Source organism: Allobosea sp. Root381 (assembly GCF_001429395.1).
Classification (GTDB): Bacteria; Pseudomonadota; Alphaproteobacteria; order Rhizobiales; family Beijerinckiaceae; genus Allobosea.
In genome coordinates this window covers 128,833-151,126 of sequence record NZ_LMJT01000004.1, presented here as the reverse complement: position 1 = coordinate 151,126, position 22,294 = coordinate 128,833, and the positions used below count along the sequence as shown (strand labels likewise).

General features: G+C 65.9%; 25 protein-coding genes. 23 read left to right on the top strand and 2 right to left on the bottom strand.

Annotation, left to right across the window (positions count from 1 at the left end; translation table 11 throughout):
* Window positions 1-586: DNA translocase FtsK (locus ASE63_RS06100; protein ID WP_162261725.1), on the top strand; the 586-nt coding region annotated here is incomplete at its 5' end.
* A gap of 38 nt (window positions 587-624) precedes the next feature.
* On the opposite strand, the gene ASE63_RS06095 is transcribed toward ASE63_RS06100, so the two are convergent.
* Together ASE63_RS06095 and ASE63_RS06090 are read right to left on the bottom strand one after the other, a co-directional pair.
* Window positions 625-1,251: a D-Ala-D-Ala carboxypeptidase family metallohydrolase gene (locus ASE63_RS06095; RefSeq protein ID WP_056798073.1), complete on the bottom strand. Its 627-nt coding sequence runs from the start codon at window positions 1,249-1,251 to the stop codon at window positions 625-627.
* 4 nt (window positions 1,252-1,255) lie between these two features.
* On the bottom strand, window positions 1,256-1,570 hold the full coding sequence (locus ASE63_RS06090) for an HdeA/HdeB family chaperone (RefSeq protein WP_156410213.1): 315 nt from the start codon (window positions 1,568-1,570) through the stop codon (window positions 1,256-1,258).
* Window positions 1,571-1,874: 304 nt separating this feature from the next.
* Between ASE63_RS06090 and ASE63_RS06085 the strand changes: the two genes are divergently transcribed.
* The 22 genes from ASE63_RS06085 to ASE63_RS05980 all read left to right on the top strand — a co-directional run bounded on the left by ASE63_RS06085 (window position 1,875) and on the right by ASE63_RS05980 (window position 22,281).
* Window positions 1,875-2,240: an NADH-quinone oxidoreductase subunit A gene (locus ASE63_RS06085; protein ID WP_156410217.1), complete on the top strand. Its 366-nt coding sequence runs from the start codon at window positions 1,875-1,877 to the stop codon at window positions 2,238-2,240.
* A 65-nt stretch (window positions 2,241-2,305) separates the two neighbouring features.
* Entirely contained in the window at window positions 2,306-2,890 is a 585-nt protein-coding gene (locus ASE63_RS06080; RefSeq protein WP_056798062.1) for an NADH-quinone oxidoreductase subunit B, read from the top strand.
* Window positions 2,891-3,039: 149 nt separating this feature from the next.
* Window positions 3,040-3,645, top strand: a complete 606-nt coding sequence (locus ASE63_RS06075; protein ID WP_056798058.1) for an NADH-quinone oxidoreductase subunit C — start codon at window positions 3,040-3,042, stop codon at window positions 3,643-3,645.
* The gene (locus ASE63_RS06070) at window positions 3,645-4,085 is read left to right on the top strand and encodes a GFA family protein (RefSeq protein WP_056798055.1); all 441 of its coding nucleotides are present in this window, start codon (window positions 3,645-3,647) and stop codon (window positions 4,083-4,085) included. Before ASE63_RS06075 ends, ASE63_RS06070 begins: the two co-directional genes overlap by 1 nt.
* A complete protein-coding gene (locus ASE63_RS06065) occupies window positions 4,082-5,272 on the top strand; it encodes an NADH-quinone oxidoreductase subunit D (protein ID WP_056798052.1) in 1,191 nt (396 codons plus the stop codon). Before ASE63_RS06070 ends, ASE63_RS06065 begins: the two co-directional genes overlap by 4 nt.
* Window positions 5,272-6,237 (top strand): NADH-quinone oxidoreductase subunit NuoE, encoded by a 966-nt coding sequence (gene nuoE, locus ASE63_RS06060; protein ID WP_056798049.1) that lies wholly within the window; start codon window positions 5,272-5,274, stop codon window positions 6,235-6,237. The genes ASE63_RS06065 and nuoE overlap by 1 nt, the downstream gene beginning before the upstream one ends.
* A 10-nt stretch (window positions 6,238-6,247) precedes the next feature.
* Entirely contained in the window at window positions 6,248-7,552 is a 1,305-nt protein-coding gene (gene nuoF / locus ASE63_RS06055; protein ID WP_056798046.1) for an NADH-quinone oxidoreductase subunit NuoF, read from the top strand.
* Window positions 7,553-7,556: 4 nt separating this feature from the next.
* On the top strand, window positions 7,557-9,617 hold the full coding sequence (gene nuoG / locus ASE63_RS06050; protein ID WP_056798043.1) for an NADH-quinone oxidoreductase subunit NuoG: 2,061 nt from the start codon (window positions 7,557-7,559) through the stop codon (window positions 9,615-9,617).
* Window positions 9,618-9,623: 6 nt separating this feature from the next.
* Window positions 9,624-10,643 carry an NADH-quinone oxidoreductase subunit NuoH gene (nuoH, locus tag ASE63_RS27090; RefSeq protein WP_056798040.1) on the top strand — a complete coding sequence of 340 codons (1,020 nt, stop codon included), beginning with the start codon at window positions 9,624-9,626 and terminating at the stop codon, window positions 10,641-10,643.
* Complete coding sequence (locus tag ASE63_RS06040; protein WP_056798038.1) at window positions 10,640-10,879, top strand: hypothetical protein; 240 nt, start codon at window positions 10,640-10,642, stop codon at window positions 10,877-10,879. Before nuoH ends, ASE63_RS06040 begins: the two co-directional genes overlap by 4 nt.
* Before the next feature lie 18 nt (window positions 10,880-10,897).
* Window positions 10,898-11,386 (top strand): NADH-quinone oxidoreductase subunit NuoI, encoded by a 489-nt coding sequence (nuoI, locus tag ASE63_RS06035; protein WP_056798036.1) that lies wholly within the window; start codon window positions 10,898-10,900, stop codon window positions 11,384-11,386.
* A 216-nt stretch (window positions 11,387-11,602) separates the two neighbouring features.
* Window positions 11,603-12,226, top strand: a complete 624-nt coding sequence (locus ASE63_RS06030; protein ID WP_056798033.1) for an NADH-quinone oxidoreductase subunit J — start codon at window positions 11,603-11,605, stop codon at window positions 12,224-12,226.
* A complete protein-coding gene (gene nuoK, locus ASE63_RS06025) occupies window positions 12,223-12,531 on the top strand; it encodes an NADH-quinone oxidoreductase subunit NuoK (protein WP_082609698.1) in 309 nt (102 codons plus the stop codon). The genes ASE63_RS06030 and nuoK overlap by 4 nt, the downstream gene beginning before the upstream one ends.
* Before the next feature lie 25 nt (window positions 12,532-12,556).
* Complete coding sequence (nuoL, locus tag ASE63_RS06020) at window positions 12,557-14,686, top strand: NADH-quinone oxidoreductase subunit L (RefSeq protein ID WP_056798028.1); 2,130 nt, start codon at window positions 12,557-12,559, stop codon at window positions 14,684-14,686.
* 4 nt (window positions 14,687-14,690) lie between these two features.
* Complete coding sequence (locus ASE63_RS06015) at window positions 14,691-16,202, top strand: NADH-quinone oxidoreductase subunit M (RefSeq protein ID WP_056798132.1); 1,512 nt, start codon at window positions 14,691-14,693, stop codon at window positions 16,200-16,202.
* Between the two features lie 11 nt (window positions 16,203-16,213).
* Window positions 16,214-17,641 carry an NADH-quinone oxidoreductase subunit NuoN gene (nuoN, locus tag ASE63_RS06010; protein WP_056798025.1) on the top strand — a complete coding sequence of 476 codons (1,428 nt, stop codon included), beginning with the start codon at window positions 16,214-16,216 and terminating at the stop codon, window positions 17,639-17,641.
* 35 nt (window positions 17,642-17,676) lie between these two features.
* Entirely contained in the window at window positions 17,677-18,453 is a 777-nt protein-coding gene (locus ASE63_RS06005) for a biotin--[acetyl-CoA-carboxylase] ligase (RefSeq protein WP_056798023.1), read from the top strand.
* Window positions 18,454-18,566: 113 nt separating this feature from the next.
* Entirely contained in the window at window positions 18,567-20,237 is a 1,671-nt protein-coding gene (locus tag ASE63_RS06000) for a ribonuclease J (RefSeq protein ID WP_156410212.1), read from the top strand.
* 46 nt (window positions 20,238-20,283) lie between these two features.
* Window positions 20,284-20,688 (top strand): methylmalonyl-CoA epimerase, encoded by a 405-nt coding sequence (gene mce / locus ASE63_RS05995; protein ID WP_056798020.1) that lies wholly within the window; start codon window positions 20,284-20,286, stop codon window positions 20,686-20,688.
* A gap of 5 nt (window positions 20,689-20,693) precedes the next feature.
* The gene (locus ASE63_RS05990) at window positions 20,694-21,107 is read left to right on the top strand and encodes a RidA family protein (RefSeq protein WP_162261724.1); all 414 of its coding nucleotides are present in this window, start codon (window positions 20,694-20,696) and stop codon (window positions 21,105-21,107) included.
* The gene (locus ASE63_RS05985) at window positions 21,104-21,334 is read left to right on the top strand and encodes a DUF1467 family protein (RefSeq protein ID WP_056798015.1); all 231 of its coding nucleotides are present in this window, start codon (window positions 21,104-21,106) and stop codon (window positions 21,332-21,334) included. The genes ASE63_RS05990 and ASE63_RS05985 overlap by 4 nt, the downstream gene beginning before the upstream one ends.
* 404 nt (window positions 21,335-21,738) lie before the next feature.
* A complete protein-coding gene (locus ASE63_RS05980) occupies window positions 21,739-22,281 on the top strand; it encodes a peptidylprolyl isomerase (protein ID WP_056798126.1) in 543 nt (180 codons plus the stop codon).
* The last annotated feature ends 13 nt before the right edge of the window (window positions 22,282-22,294 follow it).

Sequence of the window (22,294 nt, the reverse complement as noted above, 5' to 3'; positions counted from 1 at the left end):
CGCCGCCGGCATCCATGTGGTTCTCGCGACCCAGCGGCCGTCGGTCGACGTCATCACCGGCACGATCAAGGCGAACTTCCCGACGCGCATCTCCTTCCAGGTCACCTCGAAAATCGACTCGCGCACGATCCTCGGCGAGATGGGTGCCGAGCAGCTGCTCGGCCAGGGTGACATGCTCTACATGGCCGGCGGCGGGCGGATCACCCGCGTGCACGGCCCCTTCGTCTCGGATGCCGAGGTCGAGAAGGTCGTGGCGCATCTCAAGACGCAAGGCCGGCCGCAATATCTCGACGCCGTCACCTCCGAGGAGGAAGAGGGGGGTGAGGGCGAGGACGGCGCCGTCTTCGACAAGAGCGGCATGGGTCAGGCCGAGAGCGACGACCCCTATGAGCAGGCGGTCGCCGTGGTGCTGCGCGACAAGAAGGCCTCGACCTCCTACATCCAGCGCAGGCTCCAGATCGGCTACAACCGCGCCGCCTCGATCATGGAGCGGATGGAGAACGAGGGCATCGTCGGCCCCGCAAACCACGCCGGCAAACGCGAAATCCTCGGCGATTTAGCCCGGCCGCGAGAGGAAGAGGACTAGCGGCAGCTGCGCCAGAGGCCCGGCATCTCGGCCGTGTGTCACCAGGGCCGGCGTGGCCCGGTGTCGATGTGCAGGATGCCGTTCCAGTAGACCTTGTGGCCGCCGACCTCGGGCAGCGTGCGCGCCCATTCGATCACGCTGCGCGGGCGCACGCCCGGCACGCGGAAATCCATCGCCTCGCAGCGCCTGTGATAGGATCCGCGCCGCGCCCGCAAGGGCGGCCTGAAGGTCGAGGTCACCTTAACTGCTCCGTATTTGTCGACGACCTTGGTCAGGATCGCCTTCAAGCGTGGCGGCAGGCATTCGATCGAGGTTCCCGGGTCGGTCGAGATACCCGGCGCTTCCGGCTTTTCGTTCGGGTCGAAGGCGGGTTCGGCGCCGGCCTTTTGGCCTGGCGTCAGCTGCGGCCATTCCGGTCCCTCGCCTTCATCCGGCTCCGAGCTTGCGGGCGAGGTCGGGCTGAGAGGGGGAGGGTCGACGGTCGCTGGGGCCGGCGGCGGAACCACGATCGGCGGCAGGACGAGGCTGCCCGGCAGCTCGAGGTCGAAGGGGCGCTGCGGCGGCAGCGGCGCCCGCATCATCTGCCCTTCCTGGGCTGCGGCGTCGATGACATGCAGCGCGCAGACGAGTGCGAAGGCAGAGCAGGCGTTACGCAAGACAGGCATGGGCTCAGGGGGCGGTGATGAAGATGGAGCGCGTTTCCGGCCCGATCAGGGGTGCCTGCGGGCTCTTGTCGCAGAGGGCGCCGAGCGCCGCGGGAGCGGCCACGATCTTCTCCAAGTCGAGCAGGGGGCGCATGGCGTTTCCGGCGAAGTAGCCAGCCAGCCAGAGGGAAAGCTGCGTGCGGTCGCTCTCGCTCATCGCCGCGAAATCGGCGCAACTCGCCTGTGTGAGGTCGAGAGACTCGGCATGGGCATCGACGGGAGCGGCGAACGGCGCGATCAGCAATGCCGCGGCGAAAAGGGGCCTGGCAAGCAGGATCATGAGCGCGCCTTTCACAAGAAAGCGCGGCGGGCGCCGCGGCGGGAATCGATTCGTCGCGAGTGTGTCGCCTCGCGCCGACCTAGGCCAGCCGTGAGCGGTCCTTATGGCGAAAAATCCGCCGCGGGCGCGGCCCAGACCCCGCAAGTCCTCTGTCCGGAACCTTCGTGTGCGTCAGATTCAACCCCGTCGCGCGGTGATGCACTGCGGCGAAGTCTTGCTTCATTCTAATCCAAGGTCTAATCGACACCCGCGGCGCGCCGCCGCCGTCCGTTTTGAAGCGTGATCGTCCATGCAAGCTCTTCAAGTGCCGTCCCTGCTGAACGACTACCTGCCGCTCGTGCTGTTTTTGGCCGTGGCCGGAGTGATCGGCATCGCCCTTCTGGTCGCTCCCTTCCTGATCGCCTATTCGAATCCCGATCCGGAAAAGCTCTCGGCCTATGAGTGCGGCTTCAACGCCTTTGACGATGCCCGCATGAAGTTCGACGTCCGCTTTTACCTGGTCGCCATCCTGTTCATCATTTTCGATCTGGAAGTCGCCTTCCTGTTTCCCTGGGCGGTCGCCTTCGGAGAGCTCGGCTGGTATGGCTTCTGGTCGATGATGGTCTTCCTGGCGGTGCTCACGGTCGGCTTCGTCTACGAGTGGCGCAAGGGTGCGCTGGAGTGGGACTAACTGTCGCCTCGCACGCCAGAAGCGCGCGAATGATCTGACGGTTACGGTTCACGAGGACAAGAGTTATGGCAACAACAGCGATCGACCGCGGTGATCCGCTCGTTGCGCCCGCGCCGAAAGGCCTCCTCGGGCCCGACGGGCGGCCGGTCGGCCACCGCGACCCCTTCTTCACCGAGATCAACAGCGAGCTCGCCGATAAGGGTTTCATCGTCACGGCTACGGACGACCTGATCAACTGGTCGCGCACCGGCTCGCTGATGTGGATGACCTTCGGTCTCGCCTGCTGCGCTGTGGAGATGATGCAGCTCTCGATGCCGCGCTACGATGTCGAGCGCTTCGGCTTCGCGCCCCGCGCCAGCCCGCGCCAGTCGGACGTGATGATCGTCGCCGGCACGCTGACCAACAAGATGGCTCCCGCGCTCCGCAAGGTCTACGACCAGATGCCCGAGCCGCGCTACGTCATCTCGATGGGCTCCTGCGCCAATGGCGGCGGCTATTACCATTACAGCTACTCGGTGGTGCGCGGCTGCGACCGCGTCGTGCCGATCGACATCTATGTGCCGGGCTGCCCGCCCACGGCGGAGGCGCTGCTCTACGGCGTGCTGCTGCTGCAGAAGAAGATCCGGCGCACCGGTACGATCGAGAGGTAAGGCAACGGCGTCATGGTCGGGCTTGACCCGAACATCTCCTCGCAGGAGAGGCGCGGTTGGTTTCGCAAGGCAAGGCTGAGCTCAGTTCCGCTTGAGATGGTTGGGTCAAGCCCGACCATGACGCGGAGCCGGGCAACGAAGGTGAGACGATGAGCGAAGCGCTCGTACAACTCGGCGAAGAGATTAAGGCGGCGCTGCCCGGCGCCGTGACGGAGGCGGTGGTCGCCTTCGGCGAGCTGACGGTTCACGCCGAGGCCGCCTCGATCCTGGAGGTGATGCGGACGCTCTACAGCGACCGGCGCTTCCGCTTCGTCAACTTCACCGACATCGCCGGCGCCGACTATCCCGGCCGAGAGAAGCGCTTCGACGTGGTCTACCACCTGCTCGCGCCCTATTCGAACCACCGTATCCGCGTGAAGGTCCAGACCGACGAGGCGACGCCGGTTCCATCCGTGATCGAGGTCTTTCCGGCCGCGAACTGGTTCGAGCGCGAGGCCTATGATTTCTACGGCATCCTGTTCTCCGGCCATCCGGACCTGCGCCGCATCCTCACCGATTACGGCTTCGAGGGTCACCCGCTGCGCAAGGACTTCCCGCTGACCGGCTTCGTCGAGGTCCGCTATGACGACGAGCAGAAGCGCGTCGTCTACGAGCCCGTGAAGCTCAACCAGGAATTCCGCAACTTCGACTTCCTCTCGCCCTGGGAAGGCACGGACTATGTGCTCCCGGGCGATGAAAAAGCGAAGGGGGCGTGATGACGGCCGCGGCGGAAAAACTCTCGGGCGGCTGCCTCTGCGGCGCGGTGCGCTTCGCCGCCGTCGCCGAGAAGCGCGAAATGGATGTCTGTCACTGCAACATGTGCCGGCGCTGGAGCGGCGGCGTGCTGATGACCGTGCCCTGCACGGACGTCGAGGTCGCAGACGACACGCAGTTGGGTGTCTATCCGTCTTCGGAATGGGGCGAGCGCGTCTTCTGTCGCGCCTGTGGCACCAGCCTGTTCTGGCGGCAGCGTTCCGGCGAGGGGCATGTCGCGGTGGCTTTCCCCAGCCTCGACAATGCCGTGGGCCTCGCTTTTGCTGAAGAAATCTTCATCGATGAAAAGCCCGAGCTCTATGCATTCGTCGGCGAGCGTCGGCGCAAGACGGGCGAGCAGGTGATCGCAGAGTTTCACGCTGCGCAGGAAGGCCGGCAATGACCGAGCACAACATCCGCAACTTCTCGATCAACTTCGGCCCGCAGCACCCTGCGGCCCACGGCGTGCTGCGCCTCGTGCTTGAGCTCGACGGCGAGATCGTCGAGCGCGTCGATCCGCATATCGGCCTGCTGCATCGCGGCACCGAGAAGCTGATCGAAGCGAAGACCTTCCTCCAGGCGATGCCCTATTTCGACCGGCTCGACTATGTCGCGCCGATGAACCAAGAGCATGCCTACTGCCTGGCGGTCGAGAAGCTGATGGGCGTGACGGTGCCGCGCCGCGGCCAGCTCATCCGCGTGCTATTTTCTGAGATCGGCCGCATCCTTTCGCACATCCTCAACGTCACCACGCAGGCCATGGACGTCGGCGCGCTGACGCCGCCGCTCTGGGGCTTCGAGGAGCGCGAGAAGCTGATGGTGTTCTACGAGCGGGCCTGCGGCGCGCGCATGCACGCCGCCTATTTCCGGCCCGGCGGCGTCCATCAGGACCTGCCGACTTCGCTGATCCACGACATCGCGGAATGGTGCGACCCGTTCCTGCAGGTCTGTGACGACCTCGAAGGGCTGCTCACCGACAACCGCATCTTCAAGCAGCGCAACGTCGACATCGGCGTCGTCGATCTCGAGACCTGCTGGAAATGGGGCTTCTCGGGCGTGATGGTGCGCGGCTCCGGCGCCGCCTGGGACCTGCGCAAGTCGCAGCCCTATGAATGCTATGACGAGATGGAATTCGACATCCCGATCGGCAAGAATGGCGACTGCTACGACCGCTACTGCATCCGCATGGAAGAGATGCGCCAGTCGGTCGCGATCATGAAGCAGTGCTGCGAGAAGCTGCTTTCCGCCGATGGCGGCGGGCCGATTTCGTCGCTCGACGGCAAGATGGTGCCGCCGAAGCGCGGCGAAATGAAGCGCTCCATGGAAGCGCTGATCCACCACTTCAAGCTCTACACCGAAGGCTTCCGGGTTCCGGAAGGCGAGGTCTATGCCGCGGTCGAGGCCCCGAAGGGCGAGTTCGGCGTCTATCTCGTCTCCGACGGCACCAACAAGCCCTATCGCTGCAAGATCAAGGCTCCGGGCTTCGCCCATCTCCAGGCCATGGATTTCATGTGCCGCAAGCACATGCTGGCGGACGTCTCCGCGATCCTGGGCTCTCTCGATATCGTCTTTGGTGAAGTAGACCGCTGATGTCCGTCCGTCGTCTCGCCCCCGATCATGTCCAGCCCGCCTCCTTCGCCTTCGATGCGGCGAACGAGAACTGGATCGCACAGCAGATCGCCAAGTACCCCGAGGGCCGCCAGGCCTCGGCCGTGATCCCGCTGCTCTGGAAGGCCCAGGAGCAGCATCACGGCTGGGTGCCGCGCGCCGCCATCGAGGAGGTCGCCCGCAAGCTCGGCATGGCGCCGATGCGGGTCATGGAGGTCGCGACCTTCTACACGATGTTCAACTTGCAGCCCGTGGGCGAGCACTTCGTCCAGCTCTGCGGCACCACGCCGTGCGCGTTGCGAGGCGCGGAGGCGCTGAAGAAGGTCTGCCAGGACGTCATCGGCCCGCAATCGACCGTGACCGCCGACGGCAAGCTCTCCTGGCTCGAGGTCGAGTGCCTCGGCGCCTGCTGCAACGCCCCGATGGCGCAGATCAATTTCGATTACTACGAGGATCTGACGCCGGAGAACTTCAAGGCGCTGCTGGAGGATCTCCGCCATGGTCGCCCGGTCAAGCCCGGTCCGCAGAATGCGCGCACCGGCTCGGAGCCCGAAGGCGGCGGCGAGACCCTGAAGGACCAGGCGCTCTACGACGGCTCGGCGATCGGCGCCGGCGATTGGCAGAAGCGCGTCACGAACCAGCGCAAGGCCGCGGCGGAAGCTGCTGCCGCCAAGGCTGCCGCCGAGGCCGAGGCCAAGAAGGCAGCGACCATCGCAACGGACGCCAAGGGCGCGGATGTTGCCAAGGTGGATGCGACCCCTGCCGCCGCGACCAAGCCTGCGACCGATACCGCTGCTGCCGGCCGGCCGAAGCCTTCCGCTCCTGCGCAGCCGACCGGCGCGGCCCATGATACGCCGGCCGCAGAAGGCCAGCCCGAATCGACTAAAGCTAAGACGCCCCGTTCGCGTGCCAAGTCCGCCAAGAGCGGCGACAAGCCGGCGGAGTGAGGATCAGATCATGCTCGCAGATCGCGACCGGATTTTCACCAATCTCTACGGCCTGCACGACCGCACCCTGAAGGGGGCGATCAAGCGCGGCCATTGGGACGGCACCAAGTTCATCCTCGAGCAGGGGCGGGACTGGATCATCGACGAGATGAAGCAGTCGGGCCTGCGCGGGCGCGGCGGCGCCGGCTTCCCGACCGGGCTGAAATGGTCGTTCATGCCCAAGGTCAATGACGGGCGGCCGCATTACCTCGTCGTCAATGCCGACGAGTCGGAGCCCGGCACCTGCAAGGATCGCGAGATCATGCGCAACGACCCGCATACGCTGGTCGAGGGCTGCCTGATCGCCTCCTTCGCGATGGGCGCGCATGCGGCCTACATCTACATCCGCGGCGAATATATCCGCGAGCGCGAGGCGCTGCAGCGCGCGGTCGACGAGGCCTATGAGGCCAAGCTCATCGGCAAGGACAACGTCCACGGCTATCCCTTCGATCTCTATGTCGCTCATGGCGCCGGCGCCTATATCTGCGGCGAGGAGACGGCGCTGCTCGAAAGCCTCGAGGGCAAGAAGGGCATGCCCCGCCTGAAGCCGCCTTTCCCGGCGAATGTCGGCCTCTATGGCTGCCCGACCACGGTGAACAACGTCGAATCCATCGCGGTGGCGCCGACCATCCTGCGCCGCGGCGCGGCCTGGTTCTCCTCGCTCGGCAACCCGAACAATGTCGGCACCAAGCTGTTCTGCGTCTCCGGCCATGTGAACAAGCCCTGCAACGTCGAGGAGGTGATGGGCATCACCTTCCGCGAACTGATCGACCGGCATTGCGGCGGCATCCGCGGCGGCTGGGACAATCTCAAGGCCGTGATCCCCGGCGGCTCTTCGGTGCGCATGGTCCCGGCCGAGCAGATCATCGACACGCCGATGGATTTCGACTCGCTTTCGAAGCTGAAGTCGGGCCTCGGCACAGCAGCTGTCATCGTCATGGACAAGTCGACCGACATCGTCCGCGCGATCGCCCGCATCAGCCATTTCTACAAGCATGAGAGCTGCGGCCAGTGCACGCCGTGCCGCGAGGGCACGGGCTGGATGTGGCGCGTGATGGAGCGCATGGCCGAGGGCCGCGCCCAGAAGCGCGAGATCGACATGCTGCTCGACGTTACCAAGCAGATCGAGGGCCACACGATCTGCGCGCTCGGCGACGCCGCGGCCTGGCCGATCCAGGGCCTGATCGCGCATTTCCGTCACGAGATCGAGCAGCGCATCGACGACTATGCCGCCAACCCGCACGGCGAGCCCGTGCGCCTGATGGCGGCGGAGTGAGACCATGACCAAACTCCTCATCGACGGCATCGAGGTCGACGTTCCGGCCGAATATACGGTGCTTCAGGCCTGCGAGGCGGCGGGTGTCGAGGTGCCGCGCTTCTGCTTCCACGAGCGGCTCTCGATCGCCGGCAACTGCCGCATGTGCCTCGTCGAGGTGAAGGGCGGCCCGCCGAAGCCGCAGGCCTCCTGTGCCATCGGCGTGCGCGACCTGCGCCCCGGCCCGAACGGCGAGCCGCCGGTCGTCCTGACCAAGTCGCCGATGGTCAAGAAGGCGCGCGAAGGGGTGATGGAGTTCCTGCTCATCAACCACCCGCTGGATTGCCCGATCTGCGACCAGGGCGGCGAATGCGACCTGCAGGACCAAGCCATGGCCTATGGCGTGGACACTTCCCGCTACGCCGAGAATAAGCGAGCGGTCGAGGACAAGTATATCGGCCCGCTGGTCAAGACCTCGATGACGCGCTGCATCCAGTGCACGCGCTGTGTCCGCTTCACCACCGAGGTCGCCGGCGCCTCCGATCTCGGCGCGATCGGTCGCGGCGAGGACATGGAGATCACGACCTATCTCGAGCAGGCGATGTCGTCGGAGCTGCAGGGCAATGTCGTCGACCTCTGCCCGGTCGGCGCGCTGACCTCCAAGCCATATCAAAACAAGGCCCGTCCCTGGGAGCTGACCAAGACCGAATCCATCGACGTGATGGATGCGCTGGGCTCGGCCATCCGCGTCGACTCGCGCGGCAAGGAGGTGATGCGCATCCTGCCCCGCCTTAACGAAGCGGTGAACGAGGAGTGGATCTCCGACAAGACGCGCCATGTCGTCGACGGCCTGCGCACCCAGCGGCTCGACCGGCCTTACGTCCGCGAGAACGGCGCGCTGCGCCCGGCCAGCTGGAACGAGGCCTTCGCGCTGATCGCGGGCAAGGTTAAGGCTGCGGCACCTGAGAAGATCGGCGCCATCGCCGGCGATCTCGCGGCGGTCGAGGAGATGTTCGCGCTGAAGAGCCTGGTCGCCTCGCTCGGCAGTGCCAACCTTGACGCGCGCCAGGACGGCACGAAGCTGCATCCGAAGCTCGGCCGGGCCTCCTACCTGCTGAACGCCGGCATCGCGGGGATCGACAACGCGACCTCGCTGTTGATCGTCGGCGCCAATCCGCGCCGCGAGGCCCCGATCCTGAACGCGCGCATCCGCAAGCGTTGGCTGCGCGGCGACTTCAAGGTCCAGATGATCGGCGAGCGCGCCGATCTCACCTACACCTACGACTATCTCGGCGCCGGCGCCGAGACCCTGGCCGATTTCGCCGCCAAGGCGGAGAAGGCCGGCGAGCGGCCGATGGTACTGGTGGGGCAGGGCGCTCTCGCCCGCGCCGACGGCGAGGCCATGCTTTCGCTCGCAGCAAAAGCGGCACAGGCGCTCGGCGCCGTGTCCGAGGGCTGGAACGGTTTTGGCGTGCTGCACACCGCGGCGGGCCGGGTCGGTGCGCTCGATCTCGGCTTCGTGCCGGGGGAAGGTGGCCTCGACGTCGCCGGCATGACCGCGCCGGGCGCGCTCGACGTGCTGTTCCTGCTCGGGGCCGACGAGATCGAGGTGCCGGCCGGCGCCTTCGTGATCTACCAGGGCACCCATGGCGACGCGGGTGCGCACCGCGCCGACGTCATCCTGCCGGGCTCGGCCTATACCGAGAAGTCAGGCACCTTCGTGAACACCGAAGGCCGTGTGCAGATGACCGATCGCGCCACGTTCCCGCCGGGCGATGCCCGCGAGGATTGGGCAATCCTGCGTGCCCTTTCGGCTGCGCTCGGCAAGACGCTGCCCTTCGACTCGCTCAGCCTGTTGCGCAAGGCGCTCTACGAGGCCCATCCGCATTTCGCGGCGATCGACGCGCTGCCGGCGGAGGCCGCGACGCTCGATGCGCTTGCCGGCCTCGGCGGCGGCACCGACAAGGCGGGCCTCGTCTCGCCGGTCACCGATTTCTATCAGACCAACCCGATCGCGCGCGCTTCCGCCATCATGGCGGAGTGCTCGGCGCTGGCTTCGGGCCGGCTGCGGCAGGCGGCGGAGTAAGCGGCCATGAACTGGGACCTCGTCCTCGACCTCGCCATCATCCTCGGCAAGAGCCTGCTGCTGCTGGTCTGCCTGCTGGTCTTCATCGCCTATATCCTGCTGGCCGATCGCAAGATCTGGGCGGCGGTGCAGCTTCGCCGCGGCCCGAACGTCGTCGGCCCCTTCGGCCTGTTCCAGAGCTTCGCCGACCTGCTGAAATTCGCCTTCAAGGAGCCGATCATCCCGTCGGGCTCCAATAAGGGCGTGTTCCTGCTGGCGCCCTTCATCTCCTGCCTGCTGGCGCTCGGCGCCTGGGCGGTGATCCCGGTGGCGGAAGGCTGGGCGATCGCCGACATCAATGTCGGCGTGCTCTACATCCTCGCGATCTCGTCGCTCGGCGTATACGGCGTGATCATGGCCGGCTGGGCCTCGAACTCGAAATATCCCTTCATGGGCGCGCTGCGCTCGGCCGCGCAGATGGTGTCCTACGAGGTCTCGATCGGCTTCGTCATCGTCACCGTGCTGCTCTGCGTCGGCTCGCTGAACCTGACCGAGATCGTCAGGGCGCAGGACGGGGCTGCCGGCATGTTCGGCTGGTACTGGCTGCCGCTCTTCCCGATGTTCGTGATCTTCTTCATTTCGGCGCTGGCCGAGACGAACCGGCCGCCCTTCGATCTGCCGGAAGCGGAATCGGAGCTCGTCGCCGGCTACATGGTCGAGTATTCGTCCACGCCGTACCTGCTGTTCATGCTCGGCGAGTACGTGGCGATCATGACCATGTGCGCGCTGACGACCATCCTCTTCCTCGGAGGCTGGCTGCCGCCGTTCCCGATCGCGCCCTTCACCTGGCTTCCGGGCGTGTTCTGGTTCGCGCTCAAGATGTGCCTGGTCTTCTTCATGTTCGCGATGGTGAAGGCCTTCGTGCCGCGCTACCGCTACGACCAGCTGATGCGCCTGGGCTGGAAGGTCTTCCTGCCGCTCTCGCTCGCCTCGGTCGTGATCGTCGCGCTGGTGCTCCAGATCACGGGCTGGGGCCCGGTGAAGTGAGTGCTTTCGCCGGCCCGATCGGCGCGCTGATCGGGTTGGTGGTGGGAATGCTGCAATACCGGATCGTCTCCGGGGTGGTCGTCGGTGCGCTCAGGCGCACCGACCGCTCGCAGACGGAGCCGGAGCGCGCCGACTACGCGCGGCGCATCGAACGGATGAAGGTGGTGCTGGCCGTCGTGATCGTCGGCTCCACCACGATAATGGGTTACCTGATCGGCCGGATGCTTCTCGGCTGAGTTTGGAAGGACTGAGGCATGTCACTCGCGCAAGCCGCCAAGGGCCTGCTGCTGAAGGAGTTCGTCGGCGCGTTCGCGCTGTCGATGCGCTATTTCTTCAAGCCGAAGGCGACGATCAACTACCCCTTCGAGAAGAACCCGCAGAGCCCGCGCTTCCGCGGCGAGCATGCGTTGCGCCGCTATCCCAACGGCGAGGAGCGCTGCATCGCCTGCAAGCTCTGCGAGGCGATCTGCCCCGCGCAGGCCATCACCATCGAGGCCGGGCCGCGCCGCAACGACGGCACGCGCCGCACGACGCGCTACGACATCGACATGACGAAGTGCATCTATTGCGGCTTCTGCCAGGAGGCCTGCCCGGTCGATGCCATCGTCGAGGGGCCGAACTTCGAATTCGCCACCGAGACCCGCGAGGAGCTGTTCTACGACAAGGACAAGCTGCTCGCGAACGGCGCCCGCTGGGAACGCGAGATCGCGCGCAATATCGCGATGGACGCACCCTATCGGTGAGATGAGGCGTCATTCTCGGGCGATGCGTAGCGCAGACCCGAGAATCTCCGACAGGAGATGGTCGGCTCAGGGCCCACCATGACGCGGTTGAGCCAGACCCGTCGCGCGGTTGTCGCGCCTGCCGGGCCTGACTATAGACGCTCCAAACTGCGTCCGGCGAGAGTCGGGCGTGATTGAAAACGAGAGCCGCCCGCAGGGGCGGAAAGGCTGACCGAGATGAATGCCGCAGCGGCTTTCTTCTATCTGTTCGGAGGCATCACCGTCGCTTCGGCGTTCATGGTGGTGGCCTCGCGCAACCCCGTTCACTCGGTGCTCTTCCTGATCCTGACCTTCGTCAATGCGGCCGGGCTGTTCCTGCTGCTCGGGGCCGAGTTCCTGGCGATGCTCCTGATCGTGGTCTACGTCGGCGCGGTCGCGGTGCTCTTCCTCTTCGTGGTGATGATGCTCGACGTCGATTTCGCCGAGTTCCGCCAGGGTTTCCTGAACTACCTGCCGATCGGCGCGCTGATCGGCCTCATCTTCGCGGTCGAACTGCTGCTCGTCGTCGGCGCCTGGGTCATCGACCCGCAGATCATCAAGGCGCCGGTCGCGGCGATCCCGGCGGACATCACCAACACCGAGGCGCTCGGGCGCGTGCTCTACACGCAGTATGTCTACTACTTCCAGGCGGCCGGCCTTGTGCTTCTCGTCGCCATGATCGGCGCGATCGTGCTGACGCTGCGCGAGCGCCCCGGCGTCAAGCGCCAGGATATCCCGACGCAGAACGCGCGCACCAAAGAGGCCGCCATGGAGGTCCGCAAGGTCGCCTCTGGCGCCGCTCTTCCGGAGGAGACGGTCTGATGATCGGACTTGGCCATTACCTCGCGGTCGGCGCGATCCTGTTCACGCTGGGCGTGCTCGGCATCTTCATCAACCGCAAGAACGTCATCGTCATCCTGATGTCGATCGAGCTGATCCTGCTCTCGGTGAACCTGAACTTCGTCGCCTTCTCGGCCTTCCTGAACGACATCGTCGGCCAGGTCTTTGCCCTGCTGGTGCTGACGGTCGCCGCGGCCGAGGCCGCCATCGGCCTTGCCATTCTCGTCGTCTACTTCCGCAACCGCGGCACGATCGCGGTGGAAGACATCAACATGATGAAAGGCTGAGGCGTAAGTCGCCCGGAATCGCCCGATGTATCACGCGATCGTCTTCCTCCCTCTGATCGGCTTCCTGATCGCCGGCCTCTTCGGCCGGCTGATCGGCGCGCGCGGCTCGGAGATCGTCACCACCTCGCTGCTGATGGTTTCGGCGGTGTTGTCCTGGGTCGCCTTCTTCCAGGTCGGCTTCGGTGCGGACACCACCCGCGTCCAGGTCGCGACCTGGCTGTCCTCCGGCAATCTGCAGGTCGACTGGGCCTTCCGCATCGACACGCTGACTGTGGTGATGCTGGTCGTCGTCAACACCGTGTCGTCGCTCGTGCACCTGTACTCGATCGGCTACATGCACGAGGACCCGCACCGGCCGCGTTTCTTCGCCTATCTGTCGCTCTTCACCTTCGCGATGCTGATGCTGGTGACGGCCGACAACCTGCTGCAGATGTTCTTCGGCTGGGAGGGCGTCGGCCTCGCCTCCTATCTGCTGATCGGCTTCTGGTACCAGAAGCCCTCGGCCAACGCCGCGGCGATGAAGGCCTTCATCGTCAACCGCGTCGGCGATTTCGGCTTCTTGCTTGGCATCTTCATGGTGTTCGTGCTGACGGGCTCGGTCGCCTTCGAGAGTATCTTCCCGCAGATCGGCGGGCTGACCGAGCGCAGCTTCCGCTTCCTCGGCTATGACTGGAACGCGCTCACGCTGACCGCGCTGCTGCTGTTCATGGGCGCTATGGGCAAGTCGGCGCAGTTCCTGCTCCACACCTGGCTGCCGGACGCGATGGAAGGCCCGACCCCGGTCTCGGCGCTGATCCACGCTGCGACCATGGTCACCGCCGGCGTCTTCATGGTCGCCCGCCTGTCGCCGATCTTCGAATATGCGCCCGTCGCCCTGACGGTCATCATCGTGATCGGCGCGACGACCGCCTTCTTCGCTGCCACGGTCGGCCTGGTGCAGAACGACATCAAGCGCGTCATCGCCTATTCGACCTGCTCGCAGCTCGGCTACATGTTCGTCGCGCTCGGCGTCGGCGCCTATTCGGCCGGCGTCTTCCACCTCTTCACCCACGCCTTCTTCAAGGCGCTGCTGTTCCTCGGCGCCGGCTCGGTCATCCATGCGATGCATCACGAGCAGGACATGCGGAACATGGGGGGGTTGCGCAAGCACATCCCGCTGACGGCCGCCGCCATGACCATCGGCACGCTGGCGCTGACGGGCTTCCCGCTGCTCGCCGGCTATTTCTCGAAGGACGCGATCATCGAGAGCGCCTATGCCGCCGTCGCGCATAAGGGCTTTGCCGCTTCCTACGCCTTCGTGCTGCTCGTCGTCGCCGCCTGCATGACCTCGTTCTATTCCTGGCGGCTCTATTTCATGACCTTCGAGGGCAAGCCGCGCTGGGCCGGCCACGGCCATGACGATCACGCCGCGCAGCACAGCGATGCCCAGGACGCCCATGGCCGCGCCATCGGTTCGCACGGCGATCCGGGGCATCCGGACCATCAGGCCCCGGCGCAGGAGACCGGGCGCGGCGCGCATGCGCACGCTGCCCACGCCCCCGCCGTCGGCGACCATCATGCGCATGACGATCACGGCCACGGCCATGACCACAAGCCGCATGAGAGCCCGCTGGTGATGCTGATCCCGCTCGCCGTGCTGTCGCTCGGCGCCGTCGTCGCCGGCTTCGCGTTCAAGGGCGCCTTCATCGGCGACGCCTATGACGCCTTCTGGAAGGGCGCGCTCTTCACGGGCAAGGACAACCATATCCTGCACGAGATGCACGAAGTGCCGAAATGGGTGATCTGGTCGCCCTTCGTCGCGATGCTGATCGGCTTCGCGCTGGCGCTCTATATGTATGTGCTGCGCACGGACGTTCCGGCCAAGCTCGCCGCGGCGAACCCGGTCTTGTACCGCTTCCTGCTCAACAAGTGGTATTTCGATGAGATCTACGACTTCCTGTTCGTGAAGCCGTCGATGTGGATCGGCAAGTTCCTCTGGAAGAAGGGCGATGGCTTCGTCATCGACGGCATGGGCCCTGACGGCGTCTCCGCCCGCGTCGTGGACGTCACCAACCGCGTCGTCCGGCTCCAGACCGGCTATGTCTATCACTATGCCTTCGCCATGCTGATCGGCGTCGCTGGGCTCGTGACCTGGTATCTCGTGGCTCGCGGGTGAGATGATGTTCGGTTTCGGTATCCTCACCGGTCTCCTGGTCCTCCCGCTGGTTGGCGCCGCCTTCATCCTGGCGCAGCGCGGCGACGAGGCCTCGGTCGACTCCAATGCGCGCTATGCCGCGCTGGCGGCGACCGTCGCGACCTTCGTGCTCGCCTGCGTCGCCTGGGCGCAGTTCGACCCGGCCAATCCCGGCTTCCAGATGGTCGAGACCCATGCCTGGGTCTCGGACGCGATCCAGTTCAAGCTCGGCGTCGACGGCTTCTCCTTCCCCTTCGTGGTGCTGACCGCCTTCCTGATGCCGTTCTGCATCCTGGCGTCCTGGCACTCGATCACGAAGCGGGTGCGCGAATACATGGTCGCGTTCCTGATCCTCGAGACGCTGATGATCGGCGTCTTCGTGGCGCTGGACCTCGTGCTGTTCTACCTCTTCTTCGAGGGCGGCCTGATCCCGATGTTCCTAATCATCGGCATCTGGGGCGGCAAGCGGCGCGTCTATGCCTCCTACAAGTTCTTCCTCTACACGCTCCTCGGCTCGGTGCTGCTGCTGCTCGCGCTGATGGCGATGTACTGGAATGCCGGCACCACCGACATCCCGACGCTGCTGGCGCACAAGTTCCCGGCGAACATGCAGACCTGGCTGTGGCTCGCCTTCTTCGCCTCCTTCGCGGTGAAGATGCCGATGTGGCCGGTCCACACCTGGCTGCCCGACGCCCACGTCGAGGCGCCGACGGCCGGCTCCGTCGTGCTCGCCGCGATCATGCTGAAGATGGGCGGCTACGGCTTCATCCGCTTCTCGATTCCGATGTTCCCCGAGGCGTCGGAATACTTCGCCTCCTTCGTCTTCGCGCTCTCGGTCATCGCCATCGTCTACACCTCGCTGGTGGCGCTGATGCAGGAGGACATCAAGAAGCTGATCGCCTACTCGTCGGTCGCCCATATGGGCTTCGTGACGATGGGTCTGTTCACGATGACCAGCCAGGGCATCCAGGGCGCCATGTTCCAGATGGTCAGCCACGGGCTGGTCTCGGGCGCGCTCTTCCTCTGCGTCGGCGTGATCTATGACCGAATGCACACCCGCGAGATCTCCGCCTATGGCGGGCTGGTGAACCGGATGCCGGTCTATGCTGTCATCTTCATGGTCTTCACCATGGCCAATGTCGGCCTGCCGGGCACGGCCGGATTCGTCGGCGAGTTCCTGACGCTGATGGGCGCCTTCAAGGCCAACCCTTGGGTCGCCTTCATCGCCTGCTCGGGCGTGATCCTTTCGGCGGCTTACGCGCTCTGGCTTTATCGCCGCGTCGTCTTCGGCGAGCTGGTGAAGCCCGAGCTCAAGGACATCGCCGATCTCGACCGCCGCGAGATGGCGATCCTGGCGCCGCTCGTCCTGCTGACGATCTGGTATGGCATCCGTCCTGGCACGATCCTCGACGCCTTCGCCGCGCCGACCGAAGCCCTCATCAAGAATTATCAGGCCGCACTCACCGCCGCGAAAACGGCGATGCTGGTCATTCAGTAAGGTCTCGCAGGATGGCTCTGCCCGCTCTCGGCCCGGCACTCCCGGAAATCGTCCTCGCCATCGGCGCCATCGCGATGGTGCTGATCGGCGCGATCCGCGGCGAGCGCTCGACCCGGCTGCTCGAAGGCATCGCGCTGGCGCTGTTTGCGCTGTCGCTCGTCCTCGTGCTCTCCGGTGAGGGCAGGGAACTGACCTTCAACGACGGCTTCATCGTCGACAGCTTCGCTCGCTTCTTCAAGGTCCTGACGCTGTTCGGCGCCGCCGCCGCGATCCTGCTCTCCTCGGAGACGCTGCGGCGCGACGGCTCGATGCGCTTCGAGTTCCCGGTCCTCGTCGTCCTCGCCACCGTGGGCATGATGATGATGATCTCGGCCAACGATCTCATCAGCCTCTATGTCGGCCTCGAACTGCAGTCGCTCGCGCTCTACGTCGTCGCCGCCTTCGACCGCGACAACGCGAAGTCGACCGAGGCCGGCCTGAAGTACTTCGTCCTCGGCGCGCTGTCCTCTGGCATGCTGCTCTATGGCGGCTCGCTGGTCTACGGCTTCACGGGTACGGTGACCTATTCGGGCATCGCGGCCGCCGTCTCGCACGGCCATCCCGGCCTCGGCCTGATCTTCGGCATCGTCTTCATCGCCGCCGGCGTCGCCTTCAAGATCTCGGCCGTTCCCTTCCACATGTGGACGCCTGACGTCTATGAGGGAGCCCCGAGCCCGGTCGCGGCCTTCTTCGCTTCCGCGCCGAAGATGGCGGCGATGGCCATGGTGGTGCGCATCTTCGTCGGCGCCTTCCCCGGCGCGCTGCATGAGTGGCAGCAGATCGTCATCTTCATCTCGATCGCCTCGATGGCGCTCGGCGCCTTCGCCGCGATCGGCCAGAGCAACATCAAGCGCCTGCTCGCCTATTCCTCGATCGCCAATATGGGCTACGCCCTTGTCGGCCTCGCGGCCGGCACGGCGGGCGGTGTGCAGGGCGTGCTCGTCTACATGGCGATCTATCTCGCCACGACGCTCGGCGCCTTCGCCTGCGTGCTGATGATGCGCCGGGACGGCAAGGGCGTCGAGGACATCTCCGAACTCGCCGGTCTCTCGCGCACCAATCCGTGGATGGCCTTCGCGCTGTCGATGATGATGTTCTCGCTGGCCGGCATCCCGCCGCTCGCCGGATTCTGGGCGAAGTTCTACGTCTTCCTCGCCGCCATCGATGCCAAGCTCTATGTGCTGGCGGTCATCGGCGTGGTCACCAGCGTCGTCGGCGCCTACTACTATCTGCGCCTCGTCAAGGTGATCTATTTCGACGATCCGAAGCCGGCCTTCGAGAAGGCGGATATCGGCGTGCGTGCGGTCCTGCTGGTGTCGGCGCTCTTCGTGCTGGCGCTGTCGCTGCTGCCCGCGCCGCTGTTCAACTCCGCGGATGCGGCGGCGAAGTCGCTGTTTTGATCCTCCGCCATTGCGAGCAATAGCGGACCGCGTCCATGCTCGGTGAAGCGGCCCGCGCCGCTGGCTACCGGCTGGTCGTCCGCGACGAGGTCGGCTCCACCATGGAGGAGGCGCGCCGCGCGCTCGGCCAGGGCGACGCCGGCAATCTCTGGATCGTCGCGCGCAGCCAGAATGCCGGGCGTGGGCGCCATGGCCGGAAATGGGGCTCTCCCTCCGGCAATCTCTACGCCAGCCTCCTGCTTGTCGCGCCCTGCGAATCGGCGCTCGCCCCACAACTGGGCTTCGTTGCCGGGCTCGCGCTTCATGATGCCGTGGCGCGGGTCACCGGACTCTCGGCGCCGCGCCTCGCCCTGAAATGGCCGAACGACCTGCTGGTCGACCGCGCCAAGGTCTCGGGCCTGCTGCTCGAAGGCGAAAGCCGGGCAGGGCGGCTCGACGTCGTTATCGGGCTCGGAGTCAACATCGCCTCCTGCCCGGCCGATACGCCCTATCCCGCGACTTTCCTCAAGCAGCATCGGGAGCAGGCCGGCATCGAGGCCGTGCTCGCGGCGCTGAGCGATGCCTGGGTCGCGCGCTTCGCGGCGTGGTCTCAGCCCGGCGGCTTCGGCCCGACCCGTGCCGCCTGGCTCGAGCGCGCCGCCTTCCTCGGCGAGGAGATCACGATCAGGCTGGCCGAGGGGCCGTTCACAGGGCGCTTCGCCGGGATCGATGCGAGCGGGCGCCTTGAACTCGACATCGCGGGTGGCCGTCGCCTCATCGACGCCGGCGACCTCTACTTCGGGCAGCCCAACGCCGGGGCGGAGCCGCGCTGACCGCATCGTGGTTGCCGGCGTCGCCGACGCTATGGAGCCATGCCCCGTAGCGTGTTAGGGCTCCCGCTCAATGTCCGGCGCCGCGTTGCGCCTCGTCCCAGTCAGGATTGCCCGTGCCTCGTTCCCAGGACCAGCTCGTCTTCGTTCCCCTCGGCGGCCTCGGCGAGATCGGCATGAATGCCGCGCTCTACGGCTTCGGGCCGGAGGGGCGGCGGAAATGGATACTGGTCGATTGCGGGCTCTCCTTCGCCGGCCCGGAGGTTCCGGGCGTCGATATCGTGCTGCCGGACCTGCGCTACATCATCGAGGAACGCGCGAACCTCCTCGGCATCGTCATCACCCACGCCCATGAGGACCATATCGGCGCGCTCGCAGCGCTCTGGCCGTCCTTACGCGCGCCGGTCTACTGCACGCGCTTCGCCGCCGGCCTGCTTGCGACCCGCCGCCTGTCCGAGCCCGGCGCGCCGCAGGTGCCGATGAACGTCGTTGCCCAGGGTGGGCGCGTGACACTCGGCCCCTTCGACATCGAGTTCGTGCCCGTGGCCCATTCGATCCCCGAATCGAACGCGCTCGCGATCCGCACGCCGGCCGGCCTCGTCGTCCATACCGGCGACTGGAAGATCGACCCCACGCCGCAGGTCGGTTTGCCGACGGACGAGAAGCGCCTGCGCGAGCTCGGCGAGGAGGGCGTGCTGGCCCTCGTCTGCGATTCGACCAATGTCATGCGCGACGGCATCAGCCCGAGCGAGGCCGATGTCGCGGCCAAGCTCAAGGAACTGATCCATTCCGCCACGGGGCGTGTCGCGGTCACCACCTTCGCCTCGAACGTCGCGAGGCTGCGCGCCGTCGCCGAGGCCGCGATGGCCGACCAGCGCGAGGTCGTGGTCGTCGGCCGCGCGATGGACCGCGTAATCGATGTCGCGCGCGAATGCGGCTTTCTCGAAGGCATCCCGGCCTTCCGCTCGGCCGACACTTATGGCTACCTGCCGCGCGACAAGGTCGTGGCGCTGCTGACCGGCAGCCAGGGCGAACCGCGGGCGGCGCTCTCGCGCATCGCCTCCGACGACCACCCCGAGATCACGCTCTCGCCGGGCGACCGGGTGATCTTCTCGTCCCGGACCATCCCCGGCAACGAGAAGGCCGTCGGCGCGATCCAGAACGCGCTCGCCCGCGACAACATCGAGATCATCACCGACCGTGCCCATCTGGTCCATGTCTCCGGCCATCCGCGCCGCGAGGAGATGGCAAGGCTCTATGGCTGGCTGAAGCCGAAGATCGTGATCCCTGCCCATGGCGAGGATCTGCATCTCTCCGAGCATGCCCATTTCGCCCGCGAGCTTGGCGTCAAATCGGTGGTGCGCGCCGGCAATGGCGACGTTGTCGCGATCTCGGCCGATGGCGCCAGAAAGGTCGACGAGGTCAGCCATGGCCGGCTGTACCAGGACGGCAACCTGCTGGTGAATGCGCTGGAGAAGACGATTCCCGAGCGCCGCCGGCTCTCCTATGTCGGCATGATCTCGGTCGCGGTCGCAATCGACGAGAAGGGCGGGCTCGCCGGCGATCCCGAGATCGCCGTCCTCGGACTGCCGCCCTATACGCGCGACGGCACCGCCTTCGACGAATATGTCGCCGAGGCCGTCTCGGAACTGATCGACGGCATCCCGAAGGCGCGCCGCCGCGACCCGGAGGCGCTTCGCAACGCGCTGGAGCGCGGCCTGCGCAGTGCCGTCAACGAGGAGTGGGGCAAGAAGCCGCTGGTGCATGCCCTCGTGATCGAGGTGTAGAACCGGCAGCGACCTGCTCGACAGCCGGCCGCAAGGGAGCGCAAGCATGATCGGACGCCTCAATCACGTCGCCATCGCGGTGAAGGACCTCGCCGGCGCGACCGCGCTTTATCGCGACACGCTCGGCGCCCGCGTCTCGCAACCCCTTCCGCAGCCGGAGCACGGCGTTACCGTCGTCTTTGTCGAGTTGCCGAACACCAAGGTCGAGCTGCTCGAGCCGCTCGGCGCCGACTCGCCGGTGGCGAAGTTCATCGAACGCAATCCTGACGGCGGCATTCACCACATCTGCTACGAGGTCGACGACATCATCGTCGCGCGCGATCGCCTGAAGGCGACGGGTGCCAGGGTGCTCGGCACAGGCGAGCCGCGCATCGGAGCGCATGGCAAGCCGGTTTTGTTCCTGCACCCGAAGGACTTCACCGGCACACTGGTCGAACTCGAGCAGGCCTGATGCACATGGATCAAGAACCGATCGATTTTTTCGGCCGGCCGGAAGCAGGTTCGCCTCGCCCGTTTAGCGCAGCGACACGGGCAGGGGGGCTCGTCTTCGTATCGGGACACTCCGCTCCGCATGATCCGGCCCGCGGAATCGATCGCGGCGAAACGCCGGCCGACGAGGTCCGCAACGCGCTCGCCCACATCCGCGGCATTCTCACCGAGGCGGGCAGCGCGCTCGACCGCGTGGTCCAGATGACGATGCTGATCACCGACCCCGCCGACTATGCCGCCTGCAACGCCGAGTATGTAAAGCATTTTCCCGGCGGGCTGCCGGCCCGCCATACCGCGCGCTTCGGGGTTCCGACGCAGGCGCGCGTCGCCTTTTCCTGCATCGCGCTTGCAGGCGATGGCGATCAGGGGGGCAAGCCATGACGATCGCTGCCGCGCTCGCGGTCTATTTCGTGATCTGGTGGATCGTGCTGTTCGTCGTCCTGCCCTTTGGCGTGCGCAGCCAGGTCGAGGCGGGCGACGTAACGGAAGGGACAGAGCCCGGCGCACCGGTCCTGCCCGGGCTGTTGCGTAAGGCATGGATTACCACTGCCATCGCCGCAGCGATTTTCGTCCTGGTCTGGTATGGCTGGGCGAATTTGGACCTGTAGGATCGGGCTTTCCGGATCGTGGATTACAGTCATCGCTGAAAAACAAAAAAGGCAAGGCCGCTGCCTTGCCTTTTCTAGTCTGTTTTTACCGCAGTAACGGCGCGCGTCTGCTTGCGTGCGGCTCGTATACTAGGCGGGCGTTTGTCCTCCCGAGACCTGGTCCGCGGCGCTTCGACCAAGCAAAGCGTGTCCAGCGAGAATGTGATAACCGATCGTCGCAGCCCTGTCATCAGTTTGGGCACGTCTAGCCTCATCTTTTTGCATAATTATTCTCATTCGTTCTTGTGCGGTGCAGCATTGGTCCATTCGCCGGCAAGTAGCGCCTTGTTCCGGCCAAAGGATGTCGTTACGACCCGCTGGGATAAGGACACCCGCCGGGTCCATCGGCGGCCACGGAGATGAACATGCTGCGCAGCTCGCTCGCTACCCTCGCCGTCCTGGCGTCGCTCGGCTTTGCCCAGGCGCAGGCACCCGATCCGAACAATACGCTGGTCCTGGAGACCAAGGACGGCCCGGTGACGATCCGGCTGCGGCCCGATCTCGCGCCCAAGCATGTCGCGCAGATCAAGGCGCTCACGAAGAAGGGCTTTTACGACGGCATCGTCTTCCACCGCGTCATCGAAGGCTTCATGGCCCAGACCGGCGATCCGACCGGCACCGGTACCGGCGGCTCCGACCTGCCGAACATTCCGGCCGAATTCACGCCGACGCCCTACAAGGTTGGCTCGGTCGGCATGGCGCGTTCGCAGTCGCCGAACTCCGCCAATTCGCAGTTCTTCATCTGTTTTGAGGGGTGCGGCTCGCTGACCGGCCAGTACACCCTGTTCGGCGAGGTCGTGTCGGGCATGGACGCTGTCCGCAAGATCAAGAAGGGCGCCCCCGGCAGCGGCCAGGTCACCGGCCCCGACAAGATCGTCCGCATGCGGCTGCAGGCGGACGCGAAGTAAGGCGCCGGGCAGG